The organism is Pseudomonas sp. Pdm06, assembly GCF_014851795.1.
GTDB classification, from domain to species: Bacteria; Pseudomonadota; Gammaproteobacteria; order Pseudomonadales; family Pseudomonadaceae; genus Aquipseudomonas; species Aquipseudomonas fluorescens_AA.
In genome coordinates, this window is record NZ_JACVAH010000021.1 from 24481 (window position 1) to 42311 (window position 17831).

At 63.1% G+C, this 17831-nt stretch carries 13 protein-coding genes; 5 read left to right on the forward strand and 8 right to left on the reverse strand.

What is annotated here, in order from left to right:
- Positions 1-27 precede the first annotated feature (27 nt).
- From IB266_RS27420 to cbiE, 8 genes are all read right to left on the reverse strand, one after another.
- Complete coding sequence (locus tag IB266_RS27420; RefSeq protein ID WP_192263619.1) at positions 28-450, reverse strand: DUF2946 domain-containing protein; 423 nt, start codon at positions 448-450, stop codon at positions 28-30.
- A 39-nt stretch (positions 451-489) separates the two neighbouring features.
- A complete protein-coding gene (locus IB266_RS27425; protein ID WP_192263621.1) occupies positions 490-969 on the reverse strand; it encodes a copper chaperone PCu(A)C in 480 nt (159 codons plus the stop codon).
- Between the two features lie 46 nt (positions 970-1015).
- A complete protein-coding gene (locus IB266_RS27430; RefSeq protein WP_192263623.1) occupies positions 1016-1414 on the reverse strand; it encodes a DUF2946 domain-containing protein in 399 nt (132 codons plus the stop codon).
- 221 nt (positions 1415-1635) lie between these two features.
- Positions 1636-1926 carry an addiction module antidote protein gene (locus tag IB266_RS27435; RefSeq protein ID WP_024617344.1) on the reverse strand — a complete coding sequence of 97 codons (291 nt, stop codon included), beginning with the start codon at positions 1924-1926 and terminating at the stop codon, positions 1636-1638.
- Between the two features lie 3 nt (positions 1927-1929).
- Positions 1930-2232: a type II toxin-antitoxin system RelE/ParE family toxin gene (locus IB266_RS27440; protein ID WP_060739368.1), complete on the reverse strand. Its 303-nt coding sequence runs from the start codon at positions 2230-2232 to the stop codon at positions 1930-1932.
- A gap of 192 nt (positions 2233-2424) precedes the next feature.
- The gene (locus IB266_RS27445; protein ID WP_192263625.1) at positions 2425-3153 is read right to left on the reverse strand and encodes a cobalt-precorrin-6A reductase; all 729 of its coding nucleotides are present in this window, start codon (positions 3151-3153) and stop codon (positions 2425-2427) included.
- Positions 3150-4247 carry a cobalt-precorrin-5B (C(1))-methyltransferase gene (locus IB266_RS27450; RefSeq protein WP_192263627.1) on the reverse strand — a complete coding sequence of 366 codons (1098 nt, stop codon included), beginning with the start codon at positions 4245-4247 and terminating at the stop codon, positions 3150-3152. The genes IB266_RS27445 and IB266_RS27450 overlap by 4 nt, the downstream gene beginning before the upstream one ends.
- Entirely contained in the window at positions 4240-5451 is a 1212-nt protein-coding gene (gene cbiE, locus IB266_RS27455; protein WP_192263629.1) for a precorrin-6y C5,15-methyltransferase (decarboxylating) subunit CbiE, read from the reverse strand. The genes IB266_RS27450 and cbiE overlap by 8 nt, the downstream gene beginning before the upstream one ends.
- A 442-nt stretch (positions 5452-5893) precedes the next feature.
- Here cbiE and cobG point away from each other — a divergent pair, with 442 nt between their 5' ends.
- From cobG to IB266_RS27480, 5 genes are all read left to right on the forward strand, one after another.
- Complete coding sequence (gene cobG, locus IB266_RS27460; RefSeq protein ID WP_192263631.1) at positions 5894-7213, forward strand: precorrin-3B synthase; 1320 nt, start codon at positions 5894-5896, stop codon at positions 7211-7213.
- Positions 7206-7832: a precorrin-8X methylmutase gene (locus IB266_RS27465; protein ID WP_060739362.1), complete on the forward strand. Its 627-nt coding sequence runs from the start codon at positions 7206-7208 to the stop codon at positions 7830-7832. Before cobG ends, IB266_RS27465 begins: the two co-directional genes overlap by 8 nt.
- On the forward strand, positions 7832-8563 hold the full coding sequence (locus tag IB266_RS27470) for a precorrin-2 C(20)-methyltransferase (RefSeq protein WP_060739361.1): 732 nt from the start codon (positions 7832-7834) through the stop codon (positions 8561-8563). The genes IB266_RS27465 and IB266_RS27470 overlap by 1 nt, the downstream gene beginning before the upstream one ends.
- Entirely contained in the window at positions 8563-10260 is a 1698-nt protein-coding gene (gene cobJ, locus IB266_RS27475; protein ID WP_192263633.1) for a precorrin-3B C(17)-methyltransferase, read from the forward strand. The genes IB266_RS27470 and cobJ overlap by 1 nt, the downstream gene beginning before the upstream one ends.
- Positions 10261-10769: 509 nt before the next feature.
- Entirely contained in the window at positions 10770-17825 is a 7056-nt protein-coding gene (locus IB266_RS27480; RefSeq protein ID WP_192263635.1) for a TcdA/TcdB pore-forming domain-containing protein, read from the forward strand.
- Positions 17826-17831 lie beyond the last annotated feature (6 nt).

Below are 17831 nucleotides of genomic sequence, written 5' to 3' on the forward strand. Positions count from 1 at the left end.
TGTACGACCGGTGAGTGGAGTGTCGGCTTACGCGTCGAGGGGCGGTGCGCGGGTGCGGGCACCCGGGAAGAATGCGGTGCGAGCATGGCCCAGGCGCGGGGAGGGGGCGGTGTAGGTGTTGGCCAGTGGTGTTTCAAAGGTGGCGAAGCCCTGGCTGCCAGTCAGCGCCGGACAGTTGAATAGCAGGCTGCAATAGCCACACTTTTCCCACAGTGCGTGGTGCTCGCGCTGGGGCGGGCAGTGTTCGTCGGTTGAGGCCTCATGTTCGGCGTGGACTCCCGCCGGCATGTCCATGCTCATGTCCATCGACATGCTCATGTTCATGCTCGCAGGCATGCGCTGATCCATCGGCATCGACTGGGAAATCAGCGGACCGATAAAGATCATCAGCATGGCGAACAGGCTGATCCAGCTGCCGCGTGTCAAGCGCATGGGCTGACGGCGGGGCATGGATGGCCTGGCGCGAAGGGCGTGCACGGGCGGCTACGTCTACTGGGCGTGCATGTGTGTCTTGGTGCCGTCGGGCGCTTTTTTCTGCACCGCAACCTCGACCGTGACATCCCCGGCTTTTTCGAAATGCAGGGTCACGGGGAAGCGCTTGCCGTCGCTGAGCAGGCTGCGGTCCTTCAACTCCAGCAGCATCACGTGATACGCCATCGGTGCGAAGGTGACAGTCGCACCCGGGGCGATATCGACGTCGGAAACCGGTTGCATTTTCATCAGGTCGTTTTGCATCACATGCTCATGGAGCTCGGCCTTGCCGGCGATGGGTGAGTCGACGCTGAGCAGCTTGTCGTCGCTGGTGCCGCCGTTGTGGATGACGAAATACGCGGCCACGGTAGGCGCATTGGGCGGCAACTCTTGAGACCACGGGTGGGCGATTTCAAGATCGCCTGCCTTGTACTGGTGAGCTTGGGCAAAGCCGATGGGAAGCAACAGGGCAGCCAGCAGGATAAGTCTGTTCAACATGGCGATTCTCCGGAACGATTCAGGGCGCAGGTGTGTGCGGAAAGAATCAGACCAGGGGCGAGGCGCGGGGATTGAGGCTTGGCCATTGTTGGCGGGGCGTGGGGCTATCGAGTTTCGATTGGGCGATGCCGCGATGATCGAGCCGGGCATCCAGGTACAGTTGCGGGGCATGGCCGGTGAGTGCCACCAGCGACGCGGTGCCGGCGCAGCACCAGCAATGCTGCATCGTCGAGTGATTGTCTTTCTGTGGTGTGCCCTGTTCGAGCTTGCCCAGGGAAATCGCGACCATTTTCGTGCCGCTGGACGAGCAGAAACTGCCCCACAGCAGTTGCTCGGCTGGCGAATTGGCAGTCGCGCCACCGCTGTTGGAAAGCGGCATGGCAAGCATGTTGAACAGCACTGCGAAGCAGGCGATCCAGGCAAATGCAAGCCGTTGTCGGGACATGGGGCAATCCGCTCGGTTGGGCGATCAGGTGGCGGTATTTAGCCTGATCGGGGTTGAGAAGTAAAAAAGGCGTGTGCGGTATAGGGTCGCAGGGCTGGTGTTAACAGTATCAACAGATCTTCAAGTGAGTGCTTTTGTGGCGAGGGAGCAAGTTCCCTCGTCGCGTGTTTTTGATCAATCGGTATTCAATCACTCCAATACAGGAGGGAAGGGAACCTCTGTCAAATGGCCGTCGCATGTAACCTCAAGCCCAAAGCTTTCATGACTTTCATGATAGTTGTGAACTCCGGATTGCCCGTACTTCCCAGTGCTTTGTAAAGACTCTCTCGTCCCAGGCCTGCATCACGAGCAATCTGCGTCATGCCCTTTGCCCTGGCAATATCGTTAAGAGCTGCCCGAACCAGTACGCCGTCACCCGCATCCTCTTCAAAACAGGCATCCAGATAAGCGGCCATTTCCTCAGGCGTCTTGAGGTAGGTGGCTGCATCGAAACGTGTGAATTCTTCAGTCATGATTCACTCCTCATTACCCATGGTTTGCGCCATTTGAACAGCGCGTGCGATATCCCGTTTCTGAGTCGATTTGTCACCTCCCACAAGCAGCAAATAAAGCACGGAGCCTTGACGGGAGAAGTACACTCTGTAGCCAGGACCCGAGTGAATACGCATCTCATACACTGCGTTACCCACCGGTTCGCAATCACCAAAATTCCCATGCTCTGCCGATCGGAGCCTGGCAATGATGCGAGCTTTCCCAGCAATGTCCTTCAACCCGTCAAGCCAGGTTGAGAATACTCGGGACTGTTCAAATTCGATCATTTGGATCGTATTCCTTGGGATACATATTGGCAAGCAGCACTTTCCTCGGCACGAGACGGGTCGCTCATGCTGAATGACTGCCAGGTGCTGCGGTGGGTATTAAGGAGCGGAACTATAGAATTGAACGTCTTGGACGAAACAGCCGGCTTCGTCTTGAAAACTTGTCAGAAATGTCGCGCGAATGCGCTGAATTCAGAACCCGTTTTGTACGAATAAAGCGTCCAGCATTTCATTGATCTCTCCAAACTCCCGATCCACCCCCGCCAACACCGGCCGCCGCAAAACCAACACCGGCACCCCCCGCTCCCGCGCCACCTCCAGCTTTGGCTCAGTGGCCGTGCTCCCGCTGTTCTTGCTGATCAGCACATCGATCTTCCGGCGTTCGAACAGCTCGCGCTCGCCTTCGATGTGGAACGGCCCGCGTGCGCCGATGACTTCGCAGCGTTCATTACCGGGATAAACGTCCAGGGCGCGCAGGGTCCAGAATTGCTCTGGCGGAATTTCGTGCAGGTGTTGCAGCGGTTCACGGCCGAGGGTGAACAGCGGGCGGCGGAAGGGTTGCAGGGCCTGGATCAGTTCAGCCCAATCGGCCACTTCGCGCCAGTCATCCCCGGCCTGGGGCTGCCAGGCCGGACGGCGCAGGGCCCAGCAGGGAATGCCGCAGGCGCGCGCTGCGTGGGCGGCGTTGTGGCTGATTTGCGCGGCGTAGGGGTGGGTGGCGTCCAGCAGCAGGTCGATGCCTTGGTCGCGAATGAATTGCGCCAGGCCTTCGGCGCCGCCGTAGCCGCCGACGCGGACCTGGCAGGTGAGGTCGGTGGGGACGCGACCGATGCCAGCCAGGCTGTAGATGTGATTGGGTCCCAGGGTGCGGGCGATGGCCAGGGCTTCGGTGACGCCACCGAGCAGCAGGATGCGTTTCATTGGAAGCCTCCGGCGTGACCGACGATCCCACCCTGGCGGTCGATGGCGAAGACTTCGACCTGGACCTGGGCCGGTACCACGCTGCGAGCGAAGGCCAGCGCGTGCTCGCACACCGCATCGCCGAGGGCGACGCCGGCGGCGCTGGCCATCGCCAGGGCCTGTTGGCTGGTGTTGGCGTCTCGGATGCTCTGCTGCAAAACCTCATCGGCCCCGATGGCGGCCGCCCATTCGGCCAGTTGCGGCAGGTCGATGCTCGAGTGACGGCTGTGCAGGTCCATGTGGCCGGCGGCGAGTTTGCTGATCTTGCCAAAGCCGCCGCAGAGGCTGAGTTTTTCCACCGGTACCTTGCGTACATGTTTGAGTACGGCGCCGACGAAGTCGCCCATTTCGATCAGGGCGATTTCCGGCAGGTCGTAGACCCGGCGCATGGTGTCTTCGCTGGCATTGCCGGTGCACGCGGCGATGTGCAGGTAACCGTTGGTCTTCGCCACGTCGATGCCCTGGTGGATCGAGGCGATGTAGGCCGCGCAGGAGAATGGCCGGACGATGCCGCTGGTGCCGAGGATCGACAGGCCACCGAGGATGCCCAGTCGCGGGTTCATGGTTTTCAGCGCCAGGGCTTCGCCGTCCTCGACATTGACCGTGACTTCGAAACCACCGGCATAACCGCTTTCCTCGGCCAGGCGGCCTAGGTGATCGTTGATCATTTTGCGTGGCACCGGGTTGATCGCCGGCTCACCGACACCCAGCACCAACCCCGGTCGTGTCACTGTGCCTACGCCGCGACCGGCGACGAAACGCACGCCGGGTTCGGCGATCAGGCGCACCTGGGAAAATAGCAGGGCACCGTGGGTCACGTCCGGGTCATCGCCTGCGTCCTTGATCGTCCCGGCTTCGGCGCCTTGTTCGGTCAGGCGACAGAACTCCAGGCGCATCTGCACCTGCTTGCCCTTGGGCAGTACGATTTCCACGGCGTCGGCTTCGGTGCCGCGCAGCAGCAAACGGGCCGCCGCCAGGCTGGTGGCCGTGGCGCAACTGCCGGTGGTCAGGCCGCTGCGCAGGGGGGCGGGTTGTTCGGCGGTTTCGTCACGCATCGAGAGGTTTCGTCAGGTCCAGCAAGGTAATCGGCAAGGCCTGGCGCCAGGTGTCGAATTCGCCCAACGGCTGGGCCTGGGCGATGTGGATGCGGGTCAGTTCACCGCCATGACGTTCGCGCCAGTGCATCAGGGTCATTTCGCTTTGCAGGGTTACGGCGTTGGCGACCAGCCGACCGCCGGGCTTGAGTTGGGCCCAGCAGGCGTCGAGCACGCCTTCGCGGGTGACGCCGCCACCGATGAACACTGCGTCTGGACGCTCCAGGTTGTCCAGCGCCTGTGGGGCGCTGCCGCGAATCAGTTGCAGGCCGGGCACGCCGAGGGTGTCGCGGTTGCGTTCGATCAAGCCTTGCCGGCCTTCGTCGGCTTCGATAGCCAGGGCTCGGCAGCTGGGGTGGGCGCGCATCCATTCGATGCCGATGGAGCCGCTGCCGGCGCCGACGTCCCATAACAGCTCACCGGGTGTCGGCGCGAGACGGGCCAGGGTGATAGCCCGCACGTCACGCTTGGTCAACTGGCCGTCATGCTCGAATGCGCTGTCCGGCAAGCCGGCCAGGCGTGACAGGCGCGGCGTCGACGGTTCGGCCCGGCATTCGACGGCGATCAGGTTCAGGTCGGCGACGGTGCCATCGGACCATTGCGCGGCGCTACCGTCGATCCGTCGTTCCGCCGCACCTCCCAGATGTTCCAGCACGGTCATGGCGCTTGGGCCGAACCCTCGCTCGCGCAGCAACGTCGCCACGGCGGCAGGGCTGTGGCGGTCATTGCTCAGTAGCAACAGCCTGACGCCTGTGGATAAATGCCCATTGAGCGCCGCCAGGGGACGCGCCACCAGCGACAGCGTGACCACGTCCTGCAACGGCCAGCCCATGCGCGCCGCGGCCAGCGAACAAGAGGAGGGCGCGGGGATGACCAGCATCTGATCACTCGGCAGCTGTTTCGCCAGGCTCGCCCCCACGCCGTAGAACATCGGGTCGCCGCTGGCCAGTACACACACCGGTTCACCCTGCCGAGCGAGCAACGGTTCCAGGGAGAACGGGCTCGGCCACAATTCCCGTTCGCCGCGGATGCACAGTGGCAGCAGCTCCAACTGACGGGTGCTGCCGAGAATGCGCGATGCCCGCAGCAAGGCATGCCGGGCCGTTCGGCCCAAGCCCTTGAAGCCTTCTTCTCCGATGCCCACTACGGTCAGCCAGGGGGTCATCTCTGTTCCTCGAATGAATGGGTTGATCGACAGGCGTGTTGCCGCCGCGAACCGGGCCGCCATCATACCGCGCCCCGGCGAATCAGGCGCCTGGCGCAACATCATTGTGGCTGCCAGACCGCTATCGCGAGCAAGCTCGCTCCCACAGTTTTGGTCGGGTTGTGCACAGATTCTGTGTTCACCCCAAATTCCCTGTGGGAGCGAGCAAGCCCGCTCCCACAGGGATTTCGGCGGGTACAAAATTTGTGCTCCCCCCAATCAACACTGTGGGAGCGGGCTTGCCCGCGAAGGCGCCGGTACAGACAACATCATAGGATCAGGCAGCCCGTGTTCTTGAGCTCTCTGGCTTCAATCCGACCAGCAAGCTTTTCATGACCCCCGGCAAAGCAGGCATAATGGCGGTCCTTCGCCGTCATGGCGTGTCTTATCTGCCGGTTTGCCCTTGAACGAACGTCCATCCGCCAACGTCATCCGCCCCTCGGGTTGCCCGGGGTTGCTGCGTGTCGTCCAGGCGCTGGACGGTGGGATCTGTCGGATCAAGCTCGACGGCGGTGCCATCCAGGCGGATCAGGCCGAGGCCGTGGCGGCGGTGGCCGAGCGGTTCGCCGGGGGTGTGATCGAGGCGACCAACCGGGCCAACCTGCAAATCCGCGGGATCGGCCCCGGGCATGACGCGCTGATCGAGCCGTTGCTGGCCGCCGGGCTTGGCCCGCGCAAGCCGGCGGGTGATGACGTGCGCAACCTGATGCTCAGCCCCGCGGCCGGGATCGACCGGCAGATGCTGTTCGACACCCGCCCGTTGGCCGAGCAGATCCTCGTCACCCTGCAAACCCATGAACGCTTCCATGAACTGTCGGCCAAGTTCGCCGTGCAACTGGACGGCGGAGAGGCGTTGGCGATGCTCGAACATCACCACGACTTGTGGCTCTCGGCCCTTGTCCGTAACGGCGAGCCCTGGCTGGCCTTCGGCTTGGCCGGCACCCCGCGGGATAAACTGGCGGGCAGGGTGCCCCTGGCCCAGGGGCATGCCTTGGTGGTGGCGGTGCTGGAGTTGTTCCTCGACTTGGCCCGCCCGGACCAGATCCGCATGCGCCACTTGCTGGCTGACGTCTCTGTGGATGAATTCATGACCCGGCTGGCCCGCCGCGTGCCCTTGCAAGCGTGCCTGGATTGGCAGCGGGATGGGGCCATCGATGGACTGCACCTCGGTGTTCATCCCCAGCACGACGACCGTGTCTACGTCGGCGCGGCGGCGCCCCTGGGCCGGCTCGATGCGGTCATGCTGCGGGGGGCCGCGCAACTGGCGCGGGAGAAGGGCGACGCGAGCCTGCGTTTCAGCCCTTGGCAAAGCCTGCTGCTGCCCAACGTGCGCCGCGCGGATGCCGACGAAGTGCTGGCGCGGCTTGAGGGGTTGGGGCTGTTAGGTTCGAACGAGCAACCCCTGGCGCAACTCATCGCCTGCACTGGCTCCAGTGGCTGCGGCAAAGCCTTGGCCGACACCAAGGCCGACGCCCGCCAACTGGCCGAGCTACTGCAACGCCAGGGCCAAACCCTGAAGGTTCATCTGTCCGGCTGCCCGCGTTCCTGCGCGGCGGCCCACGTCGCGCCTGCCACCTTGCTGGCGGTCGCCCCCGGTCGTTACGACCTGTATTTTCGCGATGCCACGTTGCCGGGTTTCGGCGCGTTGCAGGCACACAATCTGACTATTGAAGCGCTCGGCCACTGGCTCGACGCTCGCCCCCGGAGCCCCCTTGATGCTTGATTACATCCGCGACGGTCAGGAGATCTATCGCAACTCCTTCGCGATCATCCGCGCCGAAGCCAACCTGGCGCGCATTCCGGCCGACCTGGAGAAACTCGCCGTGCGGGTGATCCACGCCTGCGGCATGGTCGAGGCTATCGATGGCCTGCAGTTTTCCGAGGGCGCGGGCACGGCCGGGCGCCAGGCGCTGGCCGCCGGTGCGCCGATTCTGTGCGATGCGCGGATGGTCTCCGAAGGCGTGACCCGGGCTCGCCTGCCAGCCAACAATCCGGTGATCTGCACCTTGCGCGACGAGCGCGTACCGGCATTGGCCCAGGAACTGGGCAACACCCGTTCGGCGGCAGCGCTGGAGTTGTGGCGCCCGCACCTGGAAGGCAGTGTCGTGGTCATCGGCAACGCACCGACCGCGCTGTTCTACCTGCTGGAAATGCTCGATGCCGGCGCGCCGAAACCAGCATTGATCCTCGGTTTTCCGGTGGGCTTCGTCGGCGCCGCCGAGTCCAAGGCGATGCTGGCGGCCAACAGCCGTGGCGTGCCATTCGTGATCATGCAAGGCCGGCTGGGCGGCAGCGCCATGGCCGCCGCCGCCGTCAACGCCCTCGCCACGGAGATTGAATGATGCAGCAGCCTGGACGTCTGATCGGCCTCGGCGTGGGCCCCGGTGACCCGGAACTGATTACGGTCAAGGCCCTGCGCCTGCTGCGCGAGTCGCCCGTGGTGGCGTATTTCGTCGCCAAGGGCAAGAAGGGCAACGCCTTCGGCATCATCGAGGCCCATTTGCAGGACGCGCAGACGTTACTGCCATTGGTCTACCCGGTCACCACCGAGGTGCTGCCTGCGCCGCTCTCCTATGAACAAGTGATCGCCGATTTCTACGACACCGCCGCCGAACAGTTGGCCGTGCACCTGGATGCCGGTCGCGACGTGGCGGTGATCTGTGAGGGCGACCCGTTCTTCTACGGCTCCTACATGTACCTGCACGATCGCCTGGCCGAGCGTTATGAGGCCCAAGTCATTCCCGGCGTCTGCTCGATGCTGGGCGGCGCTTCGGTGCTCGGCGCGCCGCTGGTCTATCGCAACCAGAGCCTGTCGGTGCTCTCCGGTGTCTTGCCCCACGACGATCTCAAACGTCGCCTGGCCGATGCCGATGCGGCGGTGATCATGAAGCTGGGACGCAATTTCCCCAAGGTTCGCCAGGTGCTCCAGGAACTGGGCATGGACGGGCGAGCGCTGTACGTCGAGCGAGCGACCATGGCCAACCAGAAAATCGTGCCGCTGGATGAAGTCGAGCCGATGTCTTCGCCGTACTTCTCGCTGATCATCGTGCCGGGCGAACGGTGGCAGGGTTGATGGCCGCCAAGACGCCGGCCATCGTCATCCTCGGCCCCGGCAGCCTGGCAACAGCCCGACGGATCCAGCAGTGTTACCCCGACGCCCTGATCCACGGCCTGGCCGGACGGGTCGAGGGTGATCGGCAATACCTCGAGTTCGGCGCGACGTTGCGCGAACTTTATCAACAGGACACGCCGATCATTGCCCTGTGCGCAGCGGGCATTGTCATCCGTACCCTGGCGCCGCTGTTGCTGGAAAAAGGCGCCGAACCGCCGGTGCTGGCAGTGGCCGAGGATGGCAGCGCCGTGGTGCCGCTGCTGGGCGGCCTGGGCGGGGTGAATGGCATGGCTCGGGACATCGCGGCAATGCTGCAGGTCGCGCCGGCGATCACCACCAGCGGTGAATTGCGTTTCGGCACGTGCCTGCTCAATCCACCCAGCGGTTACAGCCTCGGCGACCTGGAGCAAGGCAAGCGCTTCGTCTCCGACCTGTTGGCCGGCGAGCCGGTGCGCATCGAAGGTGCAGCACCGTGGCTGGATCAAGCGCAGTTGCCCCAAGACCCGCAAGCCCGGCGCACGATCCACGTTAGCCATGCCGAGCGTGAGGCCAGTGCCCATGAGCTGTTGATTTATCCGCGCAGTGTCGCGGTGGTGGTGAGCGCCGAGGTGGCTGATCTGCCAAGCGCCGTTCGTGCAGCTTTGCAGCAAGCCAACGTGGCGATTGCGAGCCTGGCGTGCCTGGTGGCGGCGGATACGCTGATGGCCAGCACGGCCTTGCGTGAAGCCGCGCTGGAACTCGGGGTGGCGCTGCGCTTTGTGGCGGCGACAGGCGATGCCGCCACCTTGGCCCGCAACTCGATGCCGGCGGAGACCCTCGTTTCGGCAACGGACAACTTGGTCATCGCCGTCGCCGCGCAGCCCTTGGATGTGGGCCGAATCGGGCGTCCGCGCGGCCGCCTGGCGGTGATCGGCCTGGGGCCGGGCGCGGCCGAGTTGATGGTGCCGGCGGTGAAAGCCGAACTGGCGCGGGCCACCGATGTGCTCGGTTACGAAACCTATGTGCGCATGGCCGGCCCGTTTCGCGACGATCAAGTGCTGCACTGCACCGACAACCGCGAAGAAATGCAGCGCGCTCGTCACGCCTTTGAACTGGCTGCCCTGGGGCGTTCGGTGATCGTGGTGTCGTCCGGTGACCCGGGTGTCTTCGCCATGGCGGCGGCGGTGCTCGAAGCGTTGCACGAATCCAGCGACCCGGCCTGGCATCAGGTGGACCTGGAGATCCTGCCCGGCGTGTCCGCCTCCCTCGCGACCGCCGCCCAGGCCGGTGCGCCGTTGGGGCATGACTTCTGCGTGATGTCGCTGTCGGACAATCTCAAGCCCTGGTCGATCATCGAAAAGCGTCTGGACCTGGCTGCCGAAGCCGATCTGGCGCTGGCCTTCTACAATCCGATTTCCCGTGCGCGACCGTGGCAATTGGGGCGTGCGCTGGAAATCGTCGCCCGGCACCGCACGCCGGAGACACCGGTGGTGTTGGGGCGTGACATCGGCCGTCCGGGCCAGACCCTGCGTGTCATCACGTTGGGACAGCTCACGGCCGAGCAGGTGGACATGCGCACCATGGTCCTGATCGGTTCCTCCACCACCTGCGTGTTCCCGCGGGCGTCCGGCGGAAACTGGGTGTACACGCCTCGCTGGTATGGGGCCAAACCTGCCTGAACCGCGACACCGTTCATTCATGGATGGCTACTGCGGCGAGGGATCCCTGTAGGAGCTGGCGAAGCCTGCGATCTTTTGATTTTTCGCTTGGGACTCAAGTGTCTGGGGAAAGATCGCAGCCTCGCTTCGCTCGACAGCTCCTACCACACCGCGCAGCCTCATCGCAGGCTGCGAAATCTCCCTCGCCACAAAGAGAAATATCGCCTTCAGGACCGTGGATTCGATTCTTTCGCTGTATTTGTTTCTCATATAAATAAAAGCGCAAGTTACAGTCTTGACCCTTCGTTGAAATGCATTGAAAGCCTTCCCGTTTGAGTTGTTGGTTTCTAAGCGTTAGTTTGCCTGCCTGATAAGTTGTCGGTGTGCGCTTGTCAGTGTTTGGCAGACGTTTCAGGTGTCGCCAAGTTGCAAGATATTAAATTGAATAAATAGGTCGCCAGAACACGTGCTGGCGGCGGCGTTGTCATAGGCCTGTTTTTTAACCAGACAGGTCAAGGAGTGTCTTTTTTATGCAGGAAGCGAACATCAAGACGGGCGACAGTGCGCTCGCCTTCATCAGCCTTTTCAAACTGGCCGATCTCGAACGGGCACTGTTGCCTCACAAGAACAATGAGCACTACGACGCGGTCATCCGTTATTACTTTGCCTGTATCGGCATGCCGGATTCCCATCGGTTGCTCGAGCCCTTGGGGCTCTTGAAACAGACGCTCGCCAAGCTGCTGGGCAAGCGCAGGGTCAAGCGCAGCCAGGATACGCATATCTCCAGCCCTGCCGGCGCCGGGATTGATCTGCCGCAGATATACGACAAAGTCGAACAGCACGAAGCGCGCCTCCAGTTCAGTGCCGAGCAGATGAAAAAGTTGCCCACGGAAGTGCCCAGGATGTTGCACTTCGTCTGGCTCGGCGGCGGCCTTGGCGACATTCAGCGCGATTATCTCAATGTATGGCGGCAGGTGTTGGCCCGGCAGGGTTATACCCTGAATCTCTGGTATGACAGCGATGCACTACTGGCCTGGCAAACCAATAGGTTTATTGTCGAGGCGGCCAAGGCCAATGTTCTTTTACACGGCGTAGATGAGCGTATTACTGAAGTCGAGTTGGGGGCCCTGTACAACGAACATGCCCTTGTTCTGAAACAACAGATGCAGGCCCATATCAATGCCGCTGTGGTGAATGGCGGATCAGCCGATGAGGCCCGGATCGATTTACTGACCCGTGCCTACGGTCAGGATGCGCAGGTGCTGCGCCAACAGTTGGAACGCAACCGGCGCAGTGTCCTGGACATGGACGGCTTCAAGTTGCGCGATCTTGCCGCTGGTGCGGTTTCGCTGCAGTTGCAGGAGGTCTATGACCGGGAGATGCGCTTGCTCGGCAATATGGCGGCGGCCTCGGATGTGGTGCGCGCGGAAGTCCTGTTCGCCGAAGGCGGCAGGTATGCCGATATCGACCACCTTCCGCCGTTATCGGCCACCCTGGGCGGCGTCGACATCAGCGGTTTTGACCATGATGCCCGTCTGGGCACCCTGCAATTGCTGCTGAACGAGAACCCCGAATGGCTGCCGGGTCGCCAGGCCTCCTCCCGTTATCGTATGCATATTCCTGCCGAGCATCTGTCGGCACTGGAAGCGTTCGCGCGGAGCGGGCCAAGCTTGAGCGAGGTCTTCGAACTGCCGGCGGAGCGGCTGGCCCGACCTTTCGCGCTGCGGGCCTTGAGCATGGAGCTGTCGTTAACCAATGCTTTTCTGATGGCTCATCCGGGTGCCGAGATTCTCAAGAGCGTGATCGACCGCCTGCGCTCCAACTACGAGTTGATTGAAGCATCGGTTCAACTGGCCGCCCAGCGCGGCGTTGCATTGAGTGACGTCGCCGGTATGTTGGTGCTGGTGGAGGAAGTCTTCGAAAAAAGACATGGATCGCTGAGCCGCCTGCCGATGGGCGAGGTGCTCAGGGCGATCGCGCGGATATCGGGCGTAGCCACCCACTTTGGCGACGGCATCCGCTTCGAGAGTGAAGGCACCGTCCATCTGACGGGCCCTGGCGCCATGCGCGACGGCATGGCCGACTACGCGAACGCGCACTTGAGTGCGGCAGCTGCCAAGACCTTGCGCGAGGAGGCGGGCATTGCTCCCCACCTGACGGTTAACGGCGCCACCGAAGAGGAGCAGGATCACTCCTGGAAAGAGCATGGCAACCAACCGGAAAAATGGCTGGCCAACGAGCAGGCACGCTGGCGTAAAGGCCAGTACCGCACGCGCTACAGCGGTGACATCGCCCAGTTGCTCAAGCATTCGACCGTTGAATTCCAACAGGGCTGGCCGCTGATCGAAGGCCGAGTCGTGCTGCTGACCGATGTCCTGGAGCGCTTGGTCGAGGGGCTTGGTGAGCCGTTCATCGAGGCGATGAGCCAGGGGCATGACGGTGAAATCCGTTTCGAGAAGCCGCTGCCGCTGAGTTTCGATGATCGCCAGCGTATCCGGCGCCAGGCGCCCGATACGCTGGTTCCGGTGTTCCTGAGCGATGCAAAGATGCAAAGCCTGGGGATCGACGACGTGCTGGGCGAGATCGCCAGCGGTGCCCGGCGGGTCATTGAGGTCAGCCCTGTGCAAAGGCTGTCACTGGGCGTGTTGCTCGGTTTGGACAGCTTGGATAACCCGCGCTTCAACGCCGCCACCAGTGAACTTGAGAACCTGGCCAACAGCGTCGCCGAACAGGCGGTGGCCGGCCGTTACGCGGTCATCGAGCGGCAACTGTTCAAGCGCAGGGCGGCAGGGTTCATGAACGGCCTGGTGAGCGATCCGGCGGATGCGCCGCTGCCGTCCGACAGCGCGCTGGAGCTGAAGAAAACCGCCTTGAAACAGGCGCGGACGCTGTTCCAGTGGGGCCGCCATGTCGCGCGGATCCAGAAAGTGGCGACCCTGGAGCACCGTCTCCAGGTCGTCGAACGCTCCGCGCAGGTGCTGGACGGATTCGGCCGCAACGGCGTGCAAATGGTCCCTCAGGATTTGCTGCTCAACGGCGATGGCGAGGCGATTGGCGGGCGCTGCTATCCCTTGGCGTTGGTGATGAGTGCAGCGCTTGCCCAGGGCGATGCGTCCTCCGGGCACTTGCGCGAGCGTTTCTTCCTGGCGGTGCTCGAACCCGGGCAAGCCGATTCCCAGGCCTTTGTGCAAACCCTGGAAGCGCTGCGGGACGTACCGATGACGGAGGTCGGGACGCGTCTGGGACAGGCGAACCTGGATCAGGTCAGGGCCCGGCTCGAGAAGCACATCGGCCCCCGTACGCTGATGCTCAATTCTGACAACCATTCGATGCTGGTGGCCAAGACCGTCAGTGGAGAACGCGCCGTCTACCATTTTTTCGACCCCAACTTCGGCCTGTGCAAGTTCGACCAGCCGGAAGCGCTGCAACAGGCACTGGAGACGTTTTTCCGAACAGAGGGCATGGCCCGCTATTACGCCGCTTATGGTCCTGACGCGCGACCGGAATTCGATCTGATCGACCTGCACAGCAAAAAAATCGCCGCCCTGGAACTGGCTGACGGCTTCACTGTGGAGCACCTGCTCAAGGCCGATCCGTTGCCTGGAAAACCGGCGCTTGCGATTCGCCAGCGCCTGAACAATGCTCACGGCAGATCCCTGGTGGACAACTCGCACCTGGGCAGCAGTTTGCTGGAACTGGACAGTCATTGGTGGGGCCAGCAGATCGCCCAGGCAACGGTCGGTTTGCAGGATTTGCATGACTCGGCCACGCCGCTGGTGCCCTTGTTCGAAACGCTGGAAATCACCCCCGAAGGCAAGTACCGGGTGAGCCTGATCGATCCCGCACAACCGCAACAGCCGGTTCAGGTGCTCAGCGACGATCAGCGCCTGTTGCGAATCAAGAACTGGCTGTCGGAACAGTTTTCGACCCTGGCGCGCAGACCCGCGCAGACAGGGAACGTCCTGGACCCGACCGAGGCCGCCAGTGTCCATACCCTCAACGCCGGTTTCACCATCCAGGCCTTGATGAATGCCTTGCGCGGTCGGGAAGGGGATGACCGGACGTTGACCACCGCCGTGCGCCTGCACGCTTACGTCAACTATGCACAGTTGGTGCACGGCAATGTCGTGGACGTGGCGGGCCTGGTGCAGTTGGCTCGCACCGCGCTGGCGGAAGAACGGCTCATCGCCCGCACGTGCGCGCCGATTGTCGGCCAGGCGCTGGGGCATGCGGCCAACGAGGGCGTCGGCGCGGTGCTGGGGCTGGCCAATGTCGGCTTCGATATCTATCAGTTGAAGACCGCGCAAACCGGCGTCGAGACCGCGCAATTCGGCACCCAACTGACCTTCGACTCTGCCAGCCTGGCCTTGACGGCGGGCGGTGTCGGGGCGGGTTTGGCCGGGGCATCGACCGCGGCGGCGGTACTTGGCGGTGCGGGGGTGATTCTCGGCGGATTGGCCGTCGGCGTTGCCGCCCTGGCCCAGGGGTTTGCCACCATCGCCCGCGAGGCGCGGCAAGTCGGTCAGTTTTTCGACGACCTGGAGCAGGCCTACCGGGGCGACGGCTACCACTACGATCACACGCTGGCCGCGTGGGTGGCACGGCCTTCGCTGCTGGTCAAAAGCATCGATCTGAACGAGGCAACGGTGCTGCTCGACAGCCCGAAGCTGTATCCGCTGCGTGATCATTTTGGTGTGCCGGGCTTCGATCCCGATAACGCGCGAGCCATCGACATTCGCCGGGAGCTGGGGCTGCCCGGGCAAGTCGGGTTCGCGCCGCCCGCCGGCCAACCCATCGTGCTGCCCTGCACGCCACACACCACGTACGGTTATGAATACAAGGCGCTGCCCTTCGCTCGTTGGCGTCATGACCGCGGCTTCGACACGGCCCGGCGCCTGGAAAAAAAGCAAGCGGACGGCACCTGGCTGTTTCTGTTCTCGTTCTATTCGTTTCCTTCCGACTACATCCTCAATCGCCTGAACCCGGTGTATGGCGAAACGGTTATCCGGGTGAACCTGGATGCGCTGGAGCGGACACTGGTAGTTCCCGTCCTGCCGGATGCCTGGCAAGGAAAGTTGGCCTATTGGCTCAGGGGCGCGGGCGGGCGTTGTACGGTGATGCTCAACCCCGGGGCCGACATCAGGCTGGTCGCACCGAACCAGACGTATTGCCGCTGGGTATTGCAGGCGAACTGGGCCAAGGACAGTGACATCCGGGTCGAGCCTTCCGGCGACCTGTACATCGGCACCGTCCATGTGACCCGGGTCGGTCGCCAGGAAGTGCTGATCCGCACGGCCGATCAGTTGTTCAGCGTCACCCAGGGTAAACAGCAACTGGACCTGGTCGAGCAGACGGCGCCCGAGGGGCTCGACGAGCAGGCGCTGCTTGACCACTACAAGGGCCTGGCGCGGGAGCACCGATTGGCACTGCCGTATACGCCGGTCCAGCGTTTCCTGATCCCGTTCGAGGATCCCCGGCAACCGCGCTACACCACCGCCTGGTATGACGCCCACGAAGACCGTTTCCTCTACATCCGCGACGACCTGGAAGTGCTCGGCGAGCCGCAGTTGTCGGTGGTCCTGGAGGGCTCCGCGTATTTCCATGACCCCGAGCAATTGCAGATCTGGCAAACGGATTGCGCCACGGGCCTGCTCAAGCGCTGTTACCTGCTACTTATCCAGGACGGTCAAAGCACCATTCGCAGCGTTGCGGCGGATGCCCAGGGCGTGATTCATGTGGTGCAGGAATACGTCGTTGATAAGAAAACCGTCCGGCAGTACCGCTACCTGATTCATGACGGGCAACTGCTGTTGAGTTCCGTCACCTACGACACGGTGCCGCAGCTGCAAGCGCTGCTGTTGGCCAACGATACCCTGGCCGAATGGTCGTCCTTGCTCGGCAACTTCCTGCGGCTGGCCTCCGGGCCTTCGAGCAATGGGCTTGTCACCGTCGATTGGCAGCCGGCGCCGTATGTTTCGATCTGCTGGGCGATTGCCCCCGACGTCCGAGACATGGCGTGGGTACGCGGCAGTGATCGACAGCTGATCCTTGCACAACCGGCCAAGCATCACGCCCGTGGCTGGGACGATTCGATCAAGCACCTGGACGGCCTGATGCTCTTGCCGATGGCCGATGACAGCGATGTGTTCTTCATCTACCAGCGAGTCACCCCCAACCAAACGCTCTGCCGGCTGCAACGCAGTGTGAAGGAAGGCAAGGCGCAATGGACGCACCGCTGGGTGCAGCCCGACGGACTCAAGCAGGTCCTGGCTGTTGAAAGGGGCTACGTGGTGCTCGATGACAATGGGCTGTTTTTCAACCTGGCCGCGCAAGGCGCGTTGCAGTTTGCCGGTGTGAGTGAGCACTGGCTCAAGGGCCGTGCCCGCTGGTGGCAGGCGCTGGAGCCATTGGCCAAGCGCTACCCGGACAAGGATTTCGCCATTGCCGGCCTGCGCAATGCCGCTGGTGACGGCAACCTGTGTGCCTGGTACGTGACGCACCGATTGTTGTTGTGCGATCCGGGACTCGACAAAGAAGTGCGCTTGCTCGGCGTGACGCCGGACAATCAGTCGGCCTGGCTGTTCGACCGGTCGAGCGGTGAAGTCGTGAGCCAGGCATTCTTCGACCCGCAGCAGCTCGATCAAGCATTCGGCGCCGGCTCGCAACTGTTGCCGGGCGCCAGCCTGCCGGCTTATCGACGCGAGTGGACGGGCTGGCGGTTCGCCGACGTCACGCCCGAAGGCAGCGGATTGCGCGGGACCAGCGTGGAAGGTGTGTCGCTGGCGCTGCGTCATCAGGAGGCGGCGACCATCACCGGGGTCAACCACGCCTGGGTGAGGGCCCAGGACGAGCACCTGGTCGCAGCCCTGCAGCGATTGCTGGACGCGGCGCAACATGCCGAATTCGTCTCGGTGGAGTCCGAGCCTGGAAGCCTGCAATGGTATGACGTGCAAAGTGCCCGGCTGTTGCGGGTCACTGGCAAGAACCTGCCCAGGGACTTCACCCTGCTGGGCACTCAAGCACCGCTGAACGTGCTGCTGCACGCGCACCAGGATGGGCGGGTGCTGATCTATCCGGACAAGCGCAGTATCGGGCCGTTCGATTACGTCCAGCGCAACGCCCAGGTGCTGGTGGTCGAAGGGGAGAAGGTCGGTCGCGATCTGTTGCCGCTGATTCCCGATGAGGTCAACCGGTTGGTCCTGCGTATGGGCCAGGGCGCGGTGACTTGCCATTTGACGAAACCGGTATGGCTGAAGCTGGAGTCGGTCATTGTCGACTGTCGCCATGCCTTGGATGAAACACCCGTCACGGCGAGCACGTTGATCTGGGCATTCGATGAGCCTGGAAAACTCGTGTTCGAGATCGTCCAGGCGCACCTGGTCATTGTCGATCCGGACAGTGAACGCTGCCTGATCTTGCGTGATGTGTGTTCCGCCGATCCGGCCTTGCGCGGTGAAATATGCCTGGGCTTCAACGCCGCGCAATCTCGCCCGGTGTCGACGTTCGTGGCGCGGTTAAGGGACCTGGGGGCGACTGGCAGTGCAACCCTGAAGGCGCTGCTGGCGACAGCGCCGGTCGCAGAATAAGCCGTC